Here is a 19,558-nt window from a genome sequence, read left to right on the forward strand (position 1 = left end):
AAACGCTGAAGGCATCTAAGCGTGAAGCCCCCCTCAAGATGAGATATCCCATCGCAAGAGTAAGACCCCTTGAAGACGACGAGGTAGATAGGGCAGAGGTGGAAGCATGGCAACATGTGCAGCTGACTGTCACTAATAGGTCGAGGGCTTAACCAAGTTGGTTTAGGTTGTCAGAAATGGCAGAGGAAATAAGAACGGATGAAAGATATGTACAATGTGTGGTTTTGAGGGTATATGCCCAGATAGAAAAGCGGAAATCCTGATGATTGGGATTTCCGCTTTTTGGTGTTTTCAGAGTGGTATGGCTTGCATTTTAAAGACCTGACTGCTAAAATTATTGATGATACGATATTGATATGGCACGAATATGACACGAGCAGGCAGAATTTTATAAATCAGCAGAGGGGGATTTGATGATACATATAGCAATCGTGGAAGATGAGGCATTTTATGTTCAGCAGATCCAAAACTATATGGAACGGTATCAGCAGGAAAGCCAGAGAGAGATCTCGGTTACCGTGTATTCCGACGGGGAAGATATCCTGGATAATTATAAAGGCGATTACGACATTATCTTGATGGATATTCAGATGCGGTTCATGGATGGGATGACGGCGGCAAAGAATATCAGGAAACTGGATGATGCGGTCGTTATTATGTTTATCACGAATATGACTCAATACGCGGTGCAGGGATATGAAGTGGATGCCCTGGATTATATCATAAAGCCGGTGGAGTATTTTGCGTTTTCTCAGAAGCTAGAGAAAGCAGTCGGCAGAATCCGCCGCAGGAAGCGGTTCTATGTCACGATTCCGGTGGAGGAGGGGATTCAAAAACTTGATGTTTCCTCCATTTACTATATCGAAGCCCGGGGGCATCAGGCTGTATACAAGACGGACTCCGGAGCGTATACGGCAAGAGCGGCGTTAAAGGATCTGGAAGGGCTGATGGAACAGTATGGATTTTACCGGTGCAGTAAAGGGTATCTGGTTAATATGAAACTGGTGGATGGGATTTCCGGCGGAGACTGCATCATTCATGGTGAGAAAATACCGATTGGGCGCAGTAAGAAGAAAGAATTTATGGAATGTCTGATCCGGTACATGAATATGGAGGGAAGCTGAGTATGCAGCTGTATCAGGATATTCCCAGAATCTATACGGCGTTGGCGGACTGTATGCGCTGGCGGCGGGCTTCAGGCGGCAGGTGATGCCGCCTGTTTTGCATTTCATGCAGATTTTAAGCATTTTATGCCAAACTTCGCACGGGAGAGGAACTTGTGGTATAGTAAAGCCAGAAAAATGACCGCAGGAGAGATTGCCTGCGCTTAAGAGTCAGAATCAAATGTGGGATGGTGTGAACTATGAAACATAGAGCTATCATTGAAAAAATGACGCTGGAAGAAAAAACGGCGGTTCTAAGCGGTAAAAATACATGGGAAACCAGAGCGGTTAAGCGTCTGGAAATACCATCGATCGCACTGTCGGATGGGCCTCACGGGATCCGAAAACAGGCAGGAGCAGGAGATCATCTGGGACTTAACGCTTCTTTGCCCGCCACCTGTTTTCCGACGGCGGCCACCATTGCAAACAGCTGGGATGAAGGGCTGGGAGAAGCGTTGGGACAGGCCCTCGGTGAAGAAGCGGCGGCTCAGGGGGTAGATATCCTCCTTGGTCCGGGATTAAATATAAAGAGGAGCCCCTTATGCGGCCGGAATTTTGAGTATTTTTCAGAGGATCCCTATCTGGCTGGGAAGATGGCTGCCTCTTACGTGCGGGGGATTCAAAGTCGGGGAGTCCATGCGTGTCCGAAGCATTTTGCAGTGAATAGCCAGGAGCTTCGCCGGATGGCGATGAATGCGGTTGTTGATGAGCGTACACTGCGGGAAATCTATTTAACCGGCTTTGAAATCGCAGTGAAAGAGGGCGAGGCCAGATCCATCATGACCAGCTATAACCAGGTGAATGGTACCTATGCCAATGAAAACAAGCATCTCTTACAGGATATTCTCCGGGGAGAGTGGGGATTTGGCGGTCTCGTCGTGACGGATTGGGGCGGTTCAAACAGCCATACTGCGGGAGTGGCGGCCGGTTCCGACTTGGAGATGCCGTCTCCGGGTCTGGACTCGGCGAGAGAACTCGCGGCGGCAGTCCTGGAGGGGCGGCTGGCAGAAGATGATCTGGATTCCTGTGTGGACCGGTTATTGGAGACGGTGCTGACAGTGAAGGGAGAGAGAAAAACTCCCCGGACATTTGACCAGGAAACGCATCACTTATTAGCGAGAAGAGCGGCGGCGGAGAGTGCGGTCCTGCTAAAGAATCAGGAAAAACTCCTTCCTTTGAAGGCTGGAACGAAGGTGGCCGTCATCGGAGATTTTGCCGTGGAGCCGAGGTATCAGGGGGCGGGGTCCTCCATGGTGAATCCGATTCAGGTGGAGACCATGGAACGTGTAATCGGTGATTCCCAGCTCTCGGTGGTTGGAATCAGCCGGGGATATGAACGGAATGGAGATCCGGAGGATATCCTGAAAAAAGAAGCGGTGGATCTGGCGGAAAAAGCGGAGGTTGTCATTTACTGTCTTGGACTGAATGAACTGGGCGAGGCGGAGGGGCTGGACCGCAGCCATATGAGAATCCCACAGAATCAGATTGATCTTCTGGAAACACTGGCGAAAGTCAATGAAAATATTGTCGGTGTCATCAGTGCGGGCGCTTCCATAGAGATGCCGTGGGAGAGAAACTGCCGGGCAATCCTGCACGGTTATCTGTCGGGGCAGGCCGGAGCCAGCGCCATGGTGGATATTTTGACCGGTGAAGTAAATCCCTCCGGCCGTTTGAGCGAAACGTATCCGATCAAATACGAGGACACTCCATCTTTCCGGAATTTCCCCAGTACGGAGCGAAATGCGGAGTACCGGGAAGGGATTTACGTGGGATACCGTTACTATGATACCAGCATGGTGCGGGTCCAGTATCCGTTTGGATTCGGGCTTTCCTACACGGAATTTTCTTATTCGGATTTGCAGGTAGACGAAGACGGCGTAACCTTTACCGTGGCCAATGACGGAGATTGCGGCGGCGCAGAGGTGACACAGCTTTATATTGGCCTTCCGGAGGCTGCCATTTTCCGGCCGTATAAGGAATTAAAAGGATTTAAAAAGGTATTTCTGAAGGCTGGAGAAAGGAAGAAGGTGCGGATCCCATTTGACGATAAGACCTTCCGTTACTGGAACTGCAGGACGAATAAGTGGGAGACGGAAGGCGGGAATTACCTGATTATGGTAGGCGCCTGTGTGGCAGATATCCGACTGTCAGGAAGGCTTGAAAGAAAGGGTACCACCGGGGAACTGCCCTATGATAGAGAGCAGCTGCCATCCTATTATTCCGGTCTGATTCAGCAGGTGGGAGAAAGGGAATTCGAGACACTTCTGGGCCATCCGGTTCCGGATGGAAAATGGAGCGGGGAACTGGGGATTAATGACGCGATTTGCCAGATGTACTATGCAAAAAGCAGGCTGGCCAGGCTGGCCTACCGCTGTCTGACAAAGCGGAAGAAGAAAAGTGAGGATAAGGGGAAACCGGACTTGAACATCCTGTTTATTTATAATATGCCTTTCCGGGGAATTGCAAAAATGACGGGAGGCATGGTGAGCATGGAAATGGTAAATGGGATCGTGGAGATGGTCAATGGACACTTTTTTACGGGATTAAAGGTCGTGATTGCCGGATATATCCGTAATTCGACAGCGAACAAAAGAGAGGAAGCCAGATTGAGATAAATATAGTATCATTTAAAAAAGCAGAACGAGGGATTCCAGCCTGTGAAGAGTCCCCCGTTTTGCTTTTTGTAATTTTCATGGTCAGTCTTATCGATTTCCCAGTTCATCTCTCAGCCGATTGAAAAAGAGTTTCGCAGCCGGAGAAAACGTCTGGTACTTTTTTGTGACAATAAAGAGATCCACTTTTAAGGCCGGTGACAGAGGACGGAAGGTGAGATTACGGCTTCCTTCCGTATTGACCAGATTAGCAAGACAGAGCGCGTATCCCATTCCCTGTTCGACCATGAAGGTAGCGTTATAAATAAGGCTGTAGGTTGCCACAATATTCAGCGTGTCAAATATCTCCCCAAACAGCTCAAGGCGCTGGCGGCCGCTGTAGGCCTGTGCGGAAGCAATAAGCGGAAGCCCCTGTAAATCGTCAAAGGATACGGTCTCCTTCTCCGCAAGCGGACAGTCTCTCGGCATCAGAAGTCCGTAGCTGTCACTTCTCGCCAGATTCAGATAATCGTATTTTTCATGCTGCATGGGCCCCAGCAGAAGTCCCAGATCCAACAGCCCCTTGTCCAGCCGTTCCATTACCGCTTCGGCGTCTCCGCTGAATATGTGAAAATGGACGTGCGGGTAGTCATTCTGGATTCCTTTGAAAATTCCGGTGATAAATTCCATAGCCGGAGTTTCCCCGCAACCCATATAGATGTCACCGCTGATCAGCTCCTCGTCCGTGTGAAATGCCGATTCTGTCTTTTCCATCAAATTTATCATTTCCTGCGCCTTGCTTCGCAGATAGGCGCCTTCTTCTGTAAGCGTTATCTTTTTCTTTCCTCGTATGAGCAGCTGTTTTCCCAGCTGTGCTTCCAGCTCCATCATCTGCTTGGAAAGCGTCGGCTGGGTAATGTGCAGAGCATCGGCGGCTTTCGTTATGCTCTGTTCTCTTGCTATGGCAAGGAAATAGGAAAGCAGTCTTATTTCAATCATGGAATCACCTCTTTTGTTTCATCATAGCAGGAAAATACCATTTCAGTCAACTATCTGCAGAAGGTAAAGTAACATTCCTTTTAGCTATGGAAAAGCATTCTACATAACTATTTGATATTTAACGGAAACTGTTCTATGATACAGATAGCCATTCATTACTTATAGTTACCAACAAGTTAAGAAAGGGGCCGTAATCATAAGATGAGGGATACAGCAGTATTTTTTTGTGCGCTTATGCTGGTTTTTGCCGCATGTGGATGCAGCAGGGCAGAGGCGGCTGATTCGCAGCCGATTTTTCAAGAAGAGGAATCGGCGAATAAAGGAGAGGCGCAGATGAGAGTTTATGTTACATCAAATGGAAACACAATCGTTTATGGGCTGAATGGCAGCCAGGCGGCGAAGGATTTATATGCACAGCTTCCCCTGACGATTGAAGTGGAAGATTACAGCACGAACGAAAAAATATTTTACCCGCCCGGGAAGCTTGATGCTTCTGACGCTCCTGTGGCGGATGCTGGGAAAGGAACTCTGGCCTATTATGCACCGTGGGGAGATGTGGTGATGTTCTATGACCATTTCGGGAAGGGCAGCAATTTATATGAACTGGGCACGGTGATATCCGGTGAGGAGTTTATAGAAGCTTTATCGGGGAGTGTTTTAATTACGGGAGAAAACGAGACGGCACAAGAGTGAAGATTGCAGGATCAGAACAGGAGAGGTGCAAGCGATGAGAAAATTGCGGCTGAATAACGGTACTGAAATGCCCCAGATGGGTTTCGGTGTTTTCCAGATCACAGATCAGAAGCAGTGTGAAGAAAGTGTTTTGACGGCTTTAAAGACGGGCTGCCGCATGATTGATACGGCGGCCTGCTATGGAAATGAAAAAGCAGTAGGCAATGCGGTTTTGAAAAGCGGAATTGCCAGAGAGGACGTGTTTCTGGTATCCAAGGTCTGGATACAGGATGCCGGTTATGACCGTACGATACGGTCTTTTGAAAAGACGCTTGAGAATCTACAGACGGATTATCTGGATTTATACCTGATCCATATGCCGTATGGAGATTATCACGGCAGCTGGCGGGCGATGGAAGAATTGTACCGTGACGGCAGAATAAAGGCGATCGGGGTCTGCAATTTTGAGGCCGACCGTCTGGTGGATTTAATCCTGAGTCATGAGGTGATGCCGGCAGTGAACCAGATTGAGATGCATCCGTTCTGCCAGCAGAGAGAACTGCGGAAAGTGATGGAAATGTACGATATCAGGACGATGGCCTGGGCTCCGTTTGCGGAGGGAAGAAACGGAATCTTTCAAAATGATACTTTGGCCGCTGTCGGCAGTGTTTATCATAAGACACCGGCTCAGGTGATACTTCGCTGGCTCATTCAGGAAGGAATCGCTGTAATACCAAAGTCTGTACACCGGGAGCGTATTGAGGAGAATTTCATGGTGGACGACTTTCAGCTTGCGGATGCAGAGATGGAGAAAATCAGAGATATGGATACCCGTGACACCATGATACTCGCGATCCGAAGCCAGGATGAGGTATGCCGGCTTCATGAGATCCGGTTTGAGCAGTGAAATGCGATTTGAGGGAATTATTCGTTAAGCAGATAAGTTTGCAGATAAGTTTACAGATAAGAGGTGGAAGGATGAAAAAATATAGAGCTGTTATCGGTCTGGTATTTGTATTGATGTGCTTTCTGGCGGCATGCAGTCCCCAAAAAGATGCAGCGGCGGCTGTGAAGACTGTGACCTCAGACACCGTGCCTGTGCAGGTAAAAAGCGTAAGCGGGACTGAGGAGGAGACTACGGTAGCACAGGTGGCTGAACCGTCAGAAAAAAGCGTTCTGGTTGCGTACTTTTCCTGTACCGGAACAACGAAAAAGGCGGCGGAATATGCGGCGGATCTTCTGGGAGCGGATCTTTATGAGATAAAGGCGGCAAAGCCCTATACGGAAGCGGATTTAAACTATCGTGACAGCACCAGCCGCACAAGCCTGGAGCAGAAGGATGCTTCTGTCCGTCCGGCTATTTCCCCCAGTGGACTCACAGGGCAGGAGACTAAAGGCAGCGCTGACTTAAGCTTGTCGGAATATGACGTTATATTTCTGGGGTATCCCATCTGGAACGGCCAGGCTCCCAGAATCATCAATACATTTTTGGAAAGCTATGATTTCTCAGGGAAAACGATAGTGCCGTTTTGTACCTCCGGCAGCAGCGGGATCGGTTCAAGTGCCGAGAATCTCAAAGGTTCCTGCTCTGACAGCGCCGTCTGGTACGATGGAACCCGGTTCGGCAGCGCGGTGTCCGCGGAGGATGTGGCTGGGTGGATTCATGAGCTGGACCTTCCGATCAGATAAGAACGGTGCGGAGGAATCCGGGGGATGGAAGCCGATGAAAAGTAGAAAGGAAAACAGAAAACAGGATGAAAGTTATAAAACAGGAATTTTTAACAGGTGAGAGGGCGTTATTTCAGGGAAAGGACTTGAAAATCTGCGATACGACCTTTGCCGATGGGGAATCCCCTTTGAAGGAGAGCAGAAATATTGAATTGTACGGGAGCATGTTTAAGTGGAAATATCCGTTGTGGTACAGCCGTGACATTAAGATGGAGGACTGTGTACTGTTTGAAATGGGAAGAGCCGGGATCTGGTATACGGAGAATATTTCCATGAAAAACTGCACCATCGATGCGCCAAAGACATTTCGCCGCGCGTCGGATATCCGGCTCACCCACGTAACCATACCGAACGCAGGGGAGACGCTGTGGAACTGTGACCGGGTTACCATGAATCAGGTGACGGCAAGAGGCGATTACTTCGCCATGAACAGCAGGAATATGGTGATAGACGGCTTTGAACTGACAGGAAATTACTCTTTTGACGGTGTAAAACAGGCGGAGATCCATAACGCGAGGCTGCTCTCAAAGGATGCGTTCTGGAACAGTGAAAATGTAACCGTTTATGATTCCTTTATCTCCGGTGAGTATTTAGGCTGGAACGCAAAGAATCTAACCCTGATTAACTGCACGGTTGAGAGCAGTCAGGGCATGTGCTACATTGACAATCTGGTCATGAAAAACTGTCGTCTGTTAAATACGACGCTGGCCTTTGAATACTCCACCGTGGACGCGGAGATTAACAATACGATTGACAGTGTCTTAAATCCCAGCGGCGGCAGAATAAGGGCGCAGGGAATCAAAGAGCTGGTTATGGATGCTTCCAGAGTGGATGTGACAAAAACTGCTGTTCAGATGCAGGAACTGAGGGAGGCGGTGTAAATGTCCCATGATTTTGATCGATTGACAGACCGGCGTGGAAGTAATTCTTTAAAATGGGATGTCACGGAACGGGAACTGCCCATGTGGGTGGCGGATATGGACTTTGAAACCGCTCCGGAGATTACGGAAGCGCTGAAAAAACGAGCGGAGCATGGAATCTTCGGTTATACCACGGTGCCGGAGGCCTGGAGGGAGGCGGTCGCCGGATGGTGGCAGCGGCGCCATAACTTTGAAATGGATCGGGATTGGCTCGTATTCTGTACCGGTGTGGTTCCCGCTGTTTCCAGCGCGGTCCGCAAACTGACGACAGCGGGGGAAGCTGTGCTGGTACAGCCTCCGGTCTATAACATTTTCTATAATTCCATCTGCAATAATGGCCGCAGGGTCATAGAAAACCGGCTTTTATACGATGGGAAGAGCTACAGGATAGACTGGAAGGACCTGGAGAACAAGCTTAAGGATCCTCAGACTGCACTGATGCTTCTCTGCAATCCCCAAAATCCCACCGGATCCATCTGGAGCAGAGAAGAGCTGGGAAGAATCGGGCAACTGTGTGCCGCCAATCACGTTACGGTGATTTCGGATGAAATTCACTGCGACTTAACCGAGCCGGGATACGGCTATATTCCATTTGCATCGGTGTCAGAGGAATGCGCACAGAACAGCATTACCTGCATTGCTCCGACAAAGGCTTTTAATCTGGCCGGTCTGCAGACGGCGGCGGTTGCGGTGCCGAACGAATACTTAAGGCATAAGATGGAGCGGGCCTTAAACAGCGATGAGGTGGCGGAACCGAATGCATTTGCCATTGACGCGGCGATTGCCGCATTTACACAGGGAGAGGAATGGCTGGATGATTTGAGAAACTATCTGGCTGAAAACCGCCGGATCGTCAGAGCCTTTCTGGAACGGGAACTGCCCAATGTTTCTCTTGTGCAGTCCCATGCAACGTATTTGCTCTGGCTGGACTGCAAACGAGTGCTTGGGGACGCGGCGGAGCTGTGCCGTTATCTCCGCAGGGAAACGGGCCTTTATCTGTCGGCCGGCGCCGCATACGGCGGGCATGGAAACCAGTTTCTCCGTATGAATATCGCCTGTCCCGCGTCGAGAGTGGAGGAGGGGCTAAAGCGCCTGAAAGCGGGAACAGACGCTTATGAACAGTATACAGCGGAACGCTGTTAAAGACGCAGATTCGCCGCAATATCTTTGCTGTAATGGTAGAATTCCTCTGGCATGGCCGGAAAAACCGCCGCCAGAGGGATTTCCTGTTCCCAGAGGGAACCATGGGTTCTGACGGAATCTGTCTCCAGATACTCTCCGTCGATTTCCCCAAAAGCACAGTCCTTTGCCGCAAAGACAACGTAGTCTCCAATCGAATCGCCGGGGAGGTGATAGCGCCGGGCCGCTTCTTCACTGGGTAAGATCATTTCAATCTCGGGAATGCTTTCCATAAGTGCGGACAGACGTTCCCTGTCTGAGTTATTGTTCAGGTAGAGATAGAGGATTCCTCCTTCCTGATAGCGGTGATTTTCAATATATCTGTCTTTCAGAGGAGCCAGACAGAACAGAGGAATTCCGTGATTCTGAGCAATGGCCTGAACGTTCAGCAGACGGTGTTTCTGATTCATGCCATGGTCTGCGGTGATGTAGATCTGGCGATGAGGATCGGCTTTATGTATTTCATGGATGTAATAATCAATCCATTGGATCTGCTGCCGGGCTTCTTCCGTCTCCGGGCCATAATGGTGAAAACAGCAGTCGTTGGTGGTGCAGTATACGAAATCGGGGGCCTCCTGCCTGACACATGCGAGCGCCGCGCTCATGATCCATTCCGTACAGGCCGGATCGCTTACACCTGGCGGCATGGCCAGCCCCAGGGATTCCAGCTGACGAAGGTCCGGCGTCTGTGCGTTAATTCCGATATCTGCGTCTTCTCCGTATACACCTAAAACCTTTCCTTTTACAGTCAGAAACGCAGTTTTTAAGCCTCTTTCACGACAAGTGTGAAGAACCGTCGGTATCTTCATAAAACCGCGTTCTTCCACGAAGCCCTCCTCGCCGGTGTCCGGATTATAATAGTAATTGCCGGTAACTCCGGTATCTTCCGGAAATCTGCCGGACAGAATACACGCATGGTTTACATTGGTTACCGTCGGTATGGCAGACTTGATGGTCTTTATAAAACCGTATGTTTCCGCCAGACGGAAGATATGAGGCGCAGTGTCCGGAGTCAGATATTCCGGGGCACAGCCGTCGATTACCAGTACAAAATATCGATTCTTCATGGGTCATTTCCTGCCTTTCTGGTTTTCTCTATCATAACATGGCCTTTTGGTATTGAAAAATATGAATATAATGATATTATAATAAGTATTTACTAATACATAAAGGAATGTGAGATATGACTATCCGTTATCTGGAGATTTTCGTTGAGGTATGTAAACAAATGAATATGAGCAAGGCGGCGCAGTCACTGATGATTTCCCAGTCTTCGGTGAGTCAGGCGGTTGCCGCGCTGGAAAAAGAGTATGGGACCATACTTTTTGAGCGCCTGAACCATTCTCTGTACCTGACAAAAGCGGGAGAGCAGATGCTCTACCTTTCTTCCCAGGTGCTGAAGAGTGTTTCGCAGATGGAAAAGACCATGAAACTGGGGAATACGGTGCCCACGTTAAATATCGGAGTCTGCACCACTATCGGCAGCTGCCTTTTGCATCCGCTGCTCGCAGCGTACAGAAAGAGGTGCGGCGCTGTCCATGTCAGTGCAGAAATTAACAACAGCCGGGTTCTGGAGGAGAAATTACTGCATGCACAGCTGGATCTGGCAGTTATTCAGGAGACGGATGCCTCCCCATATTTAAGATACCGTCCGTTTTTAAAGGATCGTCTGGCGGTCATCTGCTGGAATGGCCATCCTCTGGCTGAGGCTGGACGGAAGACGGATTTAACAGAACTTCAAAAGGAAACATTTGTTGGGAGGGAGTCTGGGAGCGGTACGGATTATCTTTTGAAACAGGTATTTTCCAGCCACGGGCTGTCTCTGAAACTGGACTGGTGCTGCAACAGCATAGAAGGAATAAAGCAGGCCGTCATTCACCGGGCCGGTCTGGCGGTTATGTCTGAATTTCTGATTCAAAAGGAACTGGCGGATAAGACTTTCCGTGTAGTGGAGGTAAATGATTTTGTGTTTGCGAGAAGATTTGTTCTGGCCTGCCATAAGGATAAAATGGAAAGCCCGGAGTTTAAGCAGTTTGTTGCGCTCTGTGATCAGCTGGGGCAGGAAGGGATGGAAGATTTGATTGCTGCTACGCAGGTGGGAGGAAGCAGGGAGGGAGAAGGGGTTAAAAAAAGCCATTCTTATTTTGGGGAGTAAGAATGACTTTTTTTGTTTTATTTCGCAGTTAAATCCCTTTGTGCCCTGGCGCTGGCAACCTCTTCCGGAGACTTTTCACGGAGGCGAACCGCACCACGGTATCCGTCTCTGGTAGGAATCCGGTCTCCTGAGGAGAGGCGTTTTTTGGCAAGCTCTATTTCGTCTTTGTACTGTGGGAGCCACTGCTCCTGAGCTACCAGCATTTCGTCAACCATCTGCCAGATTTCCGGCGGATTGCAGACGGCGCCAGTGAGCGGGTCCATCAAGGCGGCCTGTTTTAGGAGGGTGACGTCTCCGGCAGCCGCGGCTTCCACCGACAGGCGCTGTACCCAGATGGACTGGGAGCATACGGCAGCAGGGCCGAGGGGAAGATCACCGATTTTCGGTACACTGATGCCGTTTCCGTCTACGTAGCAGGGAACCTCGACCACACATTCATATGGCAGATTGGATATGCAGCCTTCGTTCATCATATTGAAATGGCCGCGGTACATGCGTCCGGTTTCCAGGGATTCGATGATGTAGGAGCCGTGTTCCAGGCCGCGGTCGGAGCCGTCGTATTTTTTCGGCGGCTCAGCCAGAATTTTTGGATAATCGGTTTCGAACCAGCGGCGTTCTTCCCGGGTTACCCGTAAATATCCGCCGGTCTCTCCGTGGATCCAACGGCTTAAATCGATCCAGTCCTTTATTTCATCGGGCCGTTTTCTGTACCATGCCACATATTCGGATAAGTGGCCGTTTGATTCCGTGGAATAATACCCGAACCGTTTTAAGATATCGATGCGGACTTTTTCCTCCTCCCGGTAGGTTTCGTGAGCCTCGAAGGCGGGAAGAAGCTTTTGCAGCAAGGATTCCCCATGATGGCTGATGGATATGTACCAGGTCTGGTGATTGATTCCCGCACAAACGAAATCGAGCTCATCTCTGGGAATGCCAAGTACTTCGGCGATCTGCTGCTCACCGTGAATCTCACCGTGGCACAGGCCGATGGTTTTTACCTTGCCGTACTTGTTGCAGGCCCATGTAGCCATGGCGTTTGGATTGGAATAATTGAGCATGACGGCGCCGGGGGCCGCTACTTCCCGGATGTCTTTGCAGAAGTCCAGCATGGCGGCAATGACACGCTGTCCATACATGATTCCGCCGATGCAGAGCGTGTCGCCGACACACTGGTCAACACCGTATTTCAGCGGTATTTCAATATCAGTTTCAAACCCTTCCAGTCCGCCAATGCGGACACAGTTAATGATATATCTGGCATCCTGGAAGGCCTCTCGGCGGTCCATGGTAGACTGAATCTTCGTTGCAATCCCATTTGCCTCCAGATCCTTTTGGCATAAGTCGGTGACCTTTTTTAAGTTGTCCTCACTGATGTCTGTAAACGCGATATCGATGTCCCGAAACTCCGGAACTGACATGATATCCGTGAACAGTGTCCTTGTAAAAATCAGACTTCCGGCACCGATAAAAGCAATTTTGAATTTCATATGTTTGTATCCCCTTTCTCAGTTAAGCTTTGATTGTAGTATACAGATTCTTCGAAGAGGATGCGCATGAAATTGAAACGCCTTTTTCTCAAATGCAATAAATTGTTGGATGAATAGAAAACGATATGCTACAATAAAAGAGAGGAATGATACGGAAAAAGAGGTAAGGCTATGGCAGATAATACAATGGAGAGTTATGCGTATCCGCGCTATGCATATCCGCGTTATGCATATCCGGCCGCATATTATGCGGTGGCACTGGATTATTTTCAGATGGAGGCACACAGACATGACCAGTGGGAGATCATGTATCTGGTAACCGGCACGTGCCGGGTGGAGGTGGAAGGCGTTCTGGTGGAAATGGAGGAACGGCAGTTTATCTGCATCCGTCCGGGAATTCCGCACAGGCTGGAAATCAATCAGGGAGAGCGCAGTGTACTGTTAAATTATGAGTTTTCCTGTCTGGATAAGATGGGCGGAACGGATTTAAACAGCCTGGCCGAAAAGGATGCCGGCTTCGCGGAGCTGATGGTATCCCCGGAGCCGTATCTGCTGCTCACCGATTACGGAAAGATGGAATACGTATTGAAGGACTTGATTTCCGAGCTGGAGAGACGGGATCGAAACAGTTATTTACTGGATCTGATCTTTCAACGAATGCTGATTGAGTGGTCAAGGTGCATTCAGGATAAGGAAGGGGTAACCGGAATGGTTCATCTGAAAAAAGCCCGGAAATATATCCGGGAGCACTTTCGTGAAGATATCCGGGTAGAGGATGTGGCGAAATACGTCAGCCTCAATCATTCGTATCTGCAGACACTGTTCAGCAAAGCCTACGGATGCGGGATTATGGAGTACATCAATAACCAGCGGTTGGAGCGCGCCCAGTTTTTGCTGAAAAACAGCAGCATGAATATTGTGGACATTGCCTTTGAGGCAGGGTTCAACAGCCGACAGCATTTCGGGTATACCTTTCAGAAGAAGTACCGCTTAAGCCCCAAACAATACAGAAAATTGAAGGGACAGAATATAGCGGCGGATACAGGTAAATGGCAGAAGAGTCTGAGGGAAAATGGGGAGGCGGCGGGGGCGAACCGGTTGGTCTAATGGTTTGTTAGTATTCGAGATTGCTGCAGCGATGAAAATGAATTGAAGTATGAAGGCGGTTTTTACATTTTGTGAAAACCGCCTTCTTTTCTTTGGTTAATGCATAGAGGACAGTATCAAGATTCTGCACTTTAAAATATAAATGTAAAATTCAAGTAAATTATAATTGAATTCAAGTAAAAGCAGGAATAATATAATGCCATAGACAAGACAAACAAGACAAAAACATTAGAAAAATAGAATAAGAAAGGAGAAAAACAGACATATGTTACAACGAAAAGATAATACCCTACGCACGTGCAAAGAACTGCTGCTTGAATTTAATAAAGAGAAAATTCAAGTAAATTCAAGTAAAATAAAGTTTATCCTCAAGCAGAACGGAAAAGACGTCTATAATATCACAGCACCATTTTTTGCAGATGGAAAGACTTGGATTGCAGGACGGGTCGAGGCGAGAGACAGTGAGTATTCCAGGATTGGCTTTTTCGAAGAGAGCGAAGGCGAGTGGGTGGAAACAGAACGGGAAGCCTTAAACCTTCAGGATCCATTTGTGACGAGGATCGGCGGGAAACTGGTCCTTGGGGGCGTGGAAGTATTCGAGGATGAGGAACGGCCAGGATACTTAAATTACAGGACTGTATTTTACCGGGGGGATGGAATCCTTGATTTGAGCAGATTTGCTGTGGGGCCAGACCGGATGAAGGATATCCGGCTCTGTGAGCTGGAGGATGGAAGGATTCTGGTACTTACCAGACCACAGGGGGAACGGGGGGGACGCGGAAAGATCGGTTACCGTTTCTTTGAAAGTCTGGACGAGTTAGATGCAGAAAGCCTGCAGCAGGCGACGCTTATGGAACATCAGTTTATACCAGAGGAATGGGGCGGAGCAAATGAACTCCACCGCATAGCAGGCGGGAATATCGGAGTGCTCTCCCATATTGCAGGATTTGACACGGAAGGAAACCGGCATTACTATTCCACGGCGTTCTGCTTCAATCCTGAGACAGGGGAATACGGTCCTATGAAACTGATTGCGGAGCGAAGAAATTTCCAGCCGGGACCAAGTAAAAGACCGGATTTGGAAGATGTTATATTTTCCGGCGGGCTTGTGAGGCTCGGGGGAGGAAAAGCGGAATTGTACTGCGGAGTCAGCGATGCAGAAGGACAAAAGGTGCTGATCGGCGATCCATTTGATGAATATGAAAACAGATAGAAGGAGAAGAGACTTATGAAAAGAATGAAGAGAGTAGTGGCAATTGCAGCAGCGGCGGCTATGACTGCATCCGTGATGACAGGATGCGGAAAATCAGGAGGTAATGAGCCGGCGGCCAATCATGGGGGCGCCTCCGGAGAGGTGGTTTCCGTTGATTTCTGGACGGCGCCTCAGCAGGTTCAGTATAACTTCTGGGAATCCAAGGCACAGGCGTTTAACGAAGCAGGCATAACGGTTGATGGAAAAAAGATAGAGGTAAAAGTTCAGCAGATGCCGGAATCCCCGTCTTCAGAAGCAGGAATTCAGAATGCAATCGCAACAGGGACCGTACCGGCTGTATCGGAAAATATCAACAGGGGATTCGCAGCAACTCTGGCAGCTTCCGGAGCAGTCTATGACCTGTCTGGCGAAACCTGGTTTACAGATGTGATTGAGGCCAGAAAGATGGAAGATACGATCACAAACTGGGCGATTGACGGGAAACAGTATGTGCTCCCGGTCTATGTCAATCCGATGATCTGGCAGTGGAATATGAAAGCCTTAAAGGCTCTGGGCTTTGATTCGGCACCGAAGACCGTGGCAGAATTTACAGCTGTCATTACCGAATTTGCCGCGCAGCGTGATACCACCATGAAAGAGATAGGGGTTACCCATTCCTTCTACCGTCCGTCCTTAACCCGTCCGGATCAGTGGTGGGACAGATGGTATGATTTTCAGATGCCTTACGAAGCTCTGACAGGGGGAAAACCGTGGGTAGAGGGCAATAAACTGGTACTCGATAAGGAAGGCGCAGTCGAAGCGTTTGAACTGATTGGCCTCTTTGGCAATTCAATCCAATCCGGCGAAATATCCAGCATCTGGACAGAGGCAAATCCTTCCGTACTCGTGACAATCAACGCACCATGGGAGATTTCACTCTATCGTGAAAACAATAAGGTCTACGGAGAAGATTATATTTACGGACAGGCAATTGTGAAGAATGATGGTGATATTCCTTATAACTTTGCTGATTCCAAAGGCCTTGTCTTCTATAAAAATAAGAGTATTACAGATGAGGAACATGCCGGCGCAGTGGAATTCGTAAAGTGGGTTTATAACAAGGAAAATTCTGCACAGACCGATCTTGACTGGCTGAACGCCACGACAATGCTTCCGGTCAGAGGTGATTTAAATGACAATGAAATATTTGCCGACGTTATGAAAGAGTATCCGGAGTTAGCTGCACTGGCGGAAGCTGTACCGTATGCGATTCCGAGTATTGCGACAGAAAAGGTAACTGATATACAGACAGCACTGACCGAGAGCGGAACAGCGCCGTATATGAATGAAGTTATGAATGCAGAGCCTGGAAATGCACCGGATGCCACCCCATATGTAGAGGCGGCTATGGAGGCCATGAAGCAGGCGGGTGGTCTGGAATAGGCTGTTGATCGGGGACAGGAATCGTTTTCCTGTCCCTCCCAAAAAGGAGGGGTTTTATGAAGAGAAAGAGTATTACGGGAAATAAAAGGGCTGGCCTCATGGGCTGGCTGCTCAACGGGCCATACCTGATTTATTCCCTTATTTTCTTTCTGATTCCGCTGATCTGGGCGTTCTGGCTTTCCACCATGGACTGGAACCTGATGTCGGAACAGAAGACGTTTGTAGGGATCAGGAATTTTGCCGGCCTTTTTTCCGACAGCAGGGTAAAAGCGGCTTTTATTAACTCTTACCGCTACCTCCTGCCTATTGTAGTGCTGTGCTTTGCTGGGGGGCTGATCATCGCGCTTCTGGTATCCAATCTGCCGGATAAAATCAAGGGTCTGGTGGCGGTTTTATTCTTTATTCCTTATCTGACCTCCGGGGTTGCGACGAGTGTTGTTGTAAAGTACTTTTTTAATTATAATTCTGCGTTCAATACGTTTTTGAGAGACCAGTTTAATCTGAATATAAACTGGCTGACAGACCAGAGATACGCATTTGCCGTTATGGTGGGTATTGTTGTCTGGAAAATGTCGGGGTACTATGCATTATTTATTCTCTCAGGCATTGAAAGCATAGGGGATGATGTGACGGAAGCTGCGATGCTGGACGGCTCGACCGGACTGCATAAGCTCCTCCACATTACGCTTCCGATGATTATGCCTACGTTGACCACCGTAATTGTACTGGCCACAGGCCTGGCGTTCGGCGTCTTTACAGAGCCGTATCTGCTGACAGGCGGCGGACCTAACATGACGACGACTACATGGCAGCTGGAAATTTACAACACGTCCTTTACCAGATTCCAGTCCGGATATGGGGCGGCCATGGCGATAGCCAGTGCGGTTCAGATCTTTATCACTTTAAGGATTATCAACGCTGTAACGGACCGGCTGAACAGAAGATTCGGATGGTAGGCAACGATAACGAGGAGAAAAGAATATGGGAAGAAAAAAGAAATTAAGTGTTAAAACATACATTATTACGGCAGTCACCCTGACTCTGCTTGCGATATCCCTGTTTCCCTATTATTATATGGTGCTTCAGTCCTTTACCTCCTGGGATCAGGTCGATAAGGTGATGGTGCCTCACGGTTTTACGTTAAGAAGCTATGAATATTTGATAGGAAAGGGCGGAGCGACGAATTCCATGATGTGGGTCAGAGCCCTGATCAACTCATTTCTTGTAGCATTTCCTACTGCAGTGATATCGGTCATCATAGGACTGTGCAACGGTTATTCCGTATGCAAACTGAAATTTAAGGGAGAACGTTTCATTATGGACTCCCTGCTGTTTCAGATGTTTTTCCCAACCATAATCCTGCTGGTGCCCAGGTATATGATTGCAAAGCCTATGGCGAATACGTACGGCGGAATGATCATACCCATGTGCATTTCCATTTGGGCCATTTTCATGTATATCAACTATTTTAAAACCTTGCCTAATGAGGTTTTTGAGGCTGCGAAGATAGACGGCGCCGGAGAGCTGCGCATTATATTTTACATTGCGTTTCCCATAACAAAATCGGTTACCACAATTGTGTTTCTGTCTATTTTTATGCAGCGGTGGTCGGAGCTGATGTGGGATATGCTGATCGCGCCAAACATTCAGATGCAGACGCTTAATGTGTTGATTTCCACTCAGTTCAAACCGATGGGAGCATTTCCGGGACCGATGTATGCGGCGTCTGTTATTCTGACTCTGCCGATTATTATCCTGTTTTTATGCTTTTCCAAATACTTCAAAGAGGGAATCAGCTTTATGCTTAAATAATGGAAAATGAGGAGGAACAACATGCTGGAAGTAAAAAGATGCGGAGAAAATCCGCTTCTTATCCCGGAAAATGTAAAACCCAGCCGAGAAGATTTTAAAGTCGAAGGGGTATTTAACTGCGGCGTCGCAAAATATAAAGATGAGGTGATCCTGCTGTGTAGAGTGGCCGAGTCTGTTAAAGGAGCAGGGGAAGGAGAAGTACGGATCCCTGTTGTGAGTAAGATCAGTGGAAAAGATGAGATTACAGTACTCAGTCTGAGAAAAGCGGAACATCCGGAGCTCGATTTTACCGATTCCAGAACGATTAATAAGATGATGAGGCAGGGGAAGAGAACGGTGTATTTAACATCTCTGTCCCATTTAAGAGTGGCCAGATCAAAGGATGGAATTCATTTTACTGTGGAGGATACTCCGTCTATTTTTCCTTGTGCGGAGGAGGAGAGCTGGGGAATGGAGGATCCGAGAATTACTCAGATCGGGGAGGTGTATTACATTAATTATACTTCTGTGACGGAAAATGGAGCGGCTACCTCGTTAATCAGTACAAGGGATTTTGAGACATTTGAGCGGCACGGAATCATATTTGCACCGGAGAATAAGGATGTTACCATATTTCCGGAAAAAATTAATGGTATGTATATGGCGTTTAACCGTCCCGTACCAGGCGGAATCGGCAACCCTGAGATGTGGCTGGCCCAGTCACCGGATCTGATACACTGGGGACATCAGAAGCATTTCTGCGGCATATCCGATGCGGACAGCTGGGATAACGGGAGAATCGGAGGCGGAGCCGTACCGTTTAAAACGGAACAGGGCTGGGTGAAAATTTACCATGCCGCCGACAGGAATGACCGGTACTGCCTGGGGGCATTTCTCCTGGATTTAAGCGATCCTTCCAGGGTGATCGCAAAGACGGAGGCACCGATTCTGGAACCGGAAGCTGCATATGAGACAGAAGGCTTCTTTGGAAATGTGGTATTTACCTGTGGCTGTCTGGTGGAAGGAGACTGCGTCTCTCTCTATTACGGCGCCGCGGACGATAAGATATGCAGAGCAGATTTCTCGGTTTCCCAATTACTGGCTGGGATGAAGGCCATATAAAGTCAGAAA

General features: G+C 48.6%; 17 protein-coding genes and 1 rRNA gene. 15 read left to right on the forward strand and 3 right to left on the reverse strand.

Features of this window, described 5'->3' with window-relative positions; translation table 11 throughout:
* The 3 genes from H8S80_RS32110 to H8S80_RS32120 all read left to right on the forward strand — a co-directional run.
* Nucleotides 1-156: ribosomal RNA gene (locus tag H8S80_RS32110) — 23S ribosomal RNA — on the forward strand; the annotation flags it as partial.
* A gap of 257 nt (nt 157-413) precedes the next feature.
* On the forward strand, nt 414-1,124 hold the full coding sequence (locus H8S80_RS32115) for a LytR/AlgR family response regulator transcription factor (protein WP_117633654.1): 711 nt from the start codon (nt 414-416) through the stop codon (nt 1,122-1,124).
* Between the two features lie 239 nt (nt 1,125-1,363).
* Nucleotides 1,364-3,778: a glycoside hydrolase family 3 C-terminal domain-containing protein gene (locus tag H8S80_RS32120; RefSeq protein ID WP_117633655.1), complete on the forward strand. Its 2,415-nt coding sequence runs from the start codon at nt 1,364-1,366 to the stop codon at nt 3,776-3,778.
* 87 nt (nt 3,779-3,865) lie between these two features.
* Here the strand turns inward: H8S80_RS32120 and H8S80_RS32125 are convergent, their stop codons facing one another.
* Nucleotides 3,866-4,753 carry a LysR family transcriptional regulator gene (locus H8S80_RS32125; RefSeq protein WP_002604468.1) on the reverse strand — a complete coding sequence of 296 codons (888 nt, stop codon included), beginning with the start codon at nt 4,751-4,753 and terminating at the stop codon, nt 3,866-3,868.
* Between the two features lie 333 nt (nt 4,754-5,086).
* Here H8S80_RS32125 and H8S80_RS32130 point away from each other — a divergent pair, with 333 nt between their 5' ends.
* The 5 genes from H8S80_RS32130 (at nt 5,087) to H8S80_RS32150 (ending at nt 9,216) form a co-directional block, all read left to right on the forward strand.
* Complete coding sequence (locus H8S80_RS32130; RefSeq protein WP_117633672.1) at nt 5,087-5,446, forward strand: cyclophilin-like fold protein; 360 nt, start codon at nt 5,087-5,089, stop codon at nt 5,444-5,446.
* Nucleotides 5,447-5,480: 34 nt separating this feature from the next.
* Entirely contained in the window at nt 5,481-6,332 is an 852-nt protein-coding gene (locus H8S80_RS32135) for an aldo/keto reductase (protein WP_117633656.1), read from the forward strand.
* Between the two features lie 71 nt (nt 6,333-6,403).
* A complete protein-coding gene (locus tag H8S80_RS32140) occupies nt 6,404-7,114 on the forward strand; it encodes a flavodoxin (protein ID WP_243008052.1) in 711 nt (236 codons plus the stop codon).
* Between the two features lie 65 nt (nt 7,115-7,179).
* A complete protein-coding gene (locus tag H8S80_RS32145) occupies nt 7,180-8,034 on the forward strand; it encodes a DUF3737 family protein (RefSeq protein WP_117633657.1) in 855 nt (284 codons plus the stop codon).
* On the forward strand, nt 8,035-9,216 hold the full coding sequence (locus H8S80_RS32150; RefSeq protein ID WP_117633658.1) for a MalY/PatB family protein: 1,182 nt from the start codon (nt 8,035-8,037) through the stop codon (nt 9,214-9,216). It begins immediately after the preceding gene.
* Here H8S80_RS32150 and H8S80_RS32155 read toward each other — a convergent pair.
* Complete coding sequence (locus tag H8S80_RS32155) at nt 9,213-10,319, reverse strand: alkaline phosphatase family protein (protein ID WP_117633659.1); 1,107 nt, start codon at nt 10,317-10,319, stop codon at nt 9,213-9,215. The two genes, H8S80_RS32150 and H8S80_RS32155, sit on opposite strands and share 4 nt — an antisense overlap.
* 116 nt (nt 10,320-10,435) lie before the next feature.
* On the opposite strand from H8S80_RS32155, the gene H8S80_RS32160 reads away from it, so the two are divergent.
* Nucleotides 10,436-11,407 carry a LysR family transcriptional regulator gene (locus H8S80_RS32160; protein ID WP_117633660.1) on the forward strand — a complete coding sequence of 324 codons (972 nt, stop codon included), beginning with the start codon at nt 10,436-10,438 and terminating at the stop codon, nt 11,405-11,407.
* A gap of 17 nt (nt 11,408-11,424) precedes the next feature.
* Here the strand turns inward: H8S80_RS32160 and H8S80_RS32165 are convergent, their stop codons facing one another.
* Nucleotides 11,425-12,894, reverse strand: coding sequence for an alpha-glucosidase/alpha-galactosidase (locus H8S80_RS32165; protein ID WP_117633661.1), 1,470 nt, complete (start codon nt 12,892-12,894; stop codon nt 11,425-11,427).
* Between the two features lie 171 nt (nt 12,895-13,065).
* Here H8S80_RS32165 and H8S80_RS32170 point away from each other — a divergent pair, with 171 nt between their 5' ends.
* From H8S80_RS32170 to H8S80_RS32195, 6 genes are all read left to right on the forward strand, one after another.
* Entirely contained in the window at nt 13,066-14,001 is a 936-nt protein-coding gene (locus H8S80_RS32170) for an AraC family transcriptional regulator (protein ID WP_117633662.1), read from the forward strand.
* A gap of 265 nt (nt 14,002-14,266) precedes the next feature.
* Nucleotides 14,267-15,214 carry a DUF1861 family protein gene (locus tag H8S80_RS32175; protein ID WP_117633663.1) on the forward strand — a complete coding sequence of 316 codons (948 nt, stop codon included), beginning with the start codon at nt 14,267-14,269 and terminating at the stop codon, nt 15,212-15,214.
* Between the two features lie 15 nt (nt 15,215-15,229).
* The gene (locus H8S80_RS32180) at nt 15,230-16,636 is read left to right on the forward strand and encodes an ABC transporter substrate-binding protein (RefSeq protein ID WP_117633664.1); all 1,407 of its coding nucleotides are present in this window, start codon (nt 15,230-15,232) and stop codon (nt 16,634-16,636) included.
* Nucleotides 16,637-16,692: 56 nt separating this feature from the next.
* Nucleotides 16,693-17,592 carry a carbohydrate ABC transporter permease gene (locus H8S80_RS32185; protein ID WP_029466204.1) on the forward strand — a complete coding sequence of 300 codons (900 nt, stop codon included), beginning with the start codon at nt 16,693-16,695 and terminating at the stop codon, nt 17,590-17,592.
* Between the two features lie 25 nt (nt 17,593-17,617).
* Nucleotides 17,618-18,448 (forward strand): carbohydrate ABC transporter permease, encoded by an 831-nt coding sequence (locus H8S80_RS32190; protein WP_002604455.1) that lies wholly within the window; start codon nt 17,618-17,620, stop codon nt 18,446-18,448.
* 21 nt (nt 18,449-18,469) lie between these two features.
* Nucleotides 18,470-19,549, forward strand: coding sequence for a glycoside hydrolase family 130 protein (locus H8S80_RS32195; protein WP_117633665.1), 1,080 nt, complete (start codon nt 18,470-18,472; stop codon nt 19,547-19,549).
* Nucleotides 19,550-19,558: the final 9 nt, after the last annotated feature.

The organism is Hungatella sp. L36 (genome assembly GCF_014288035.1).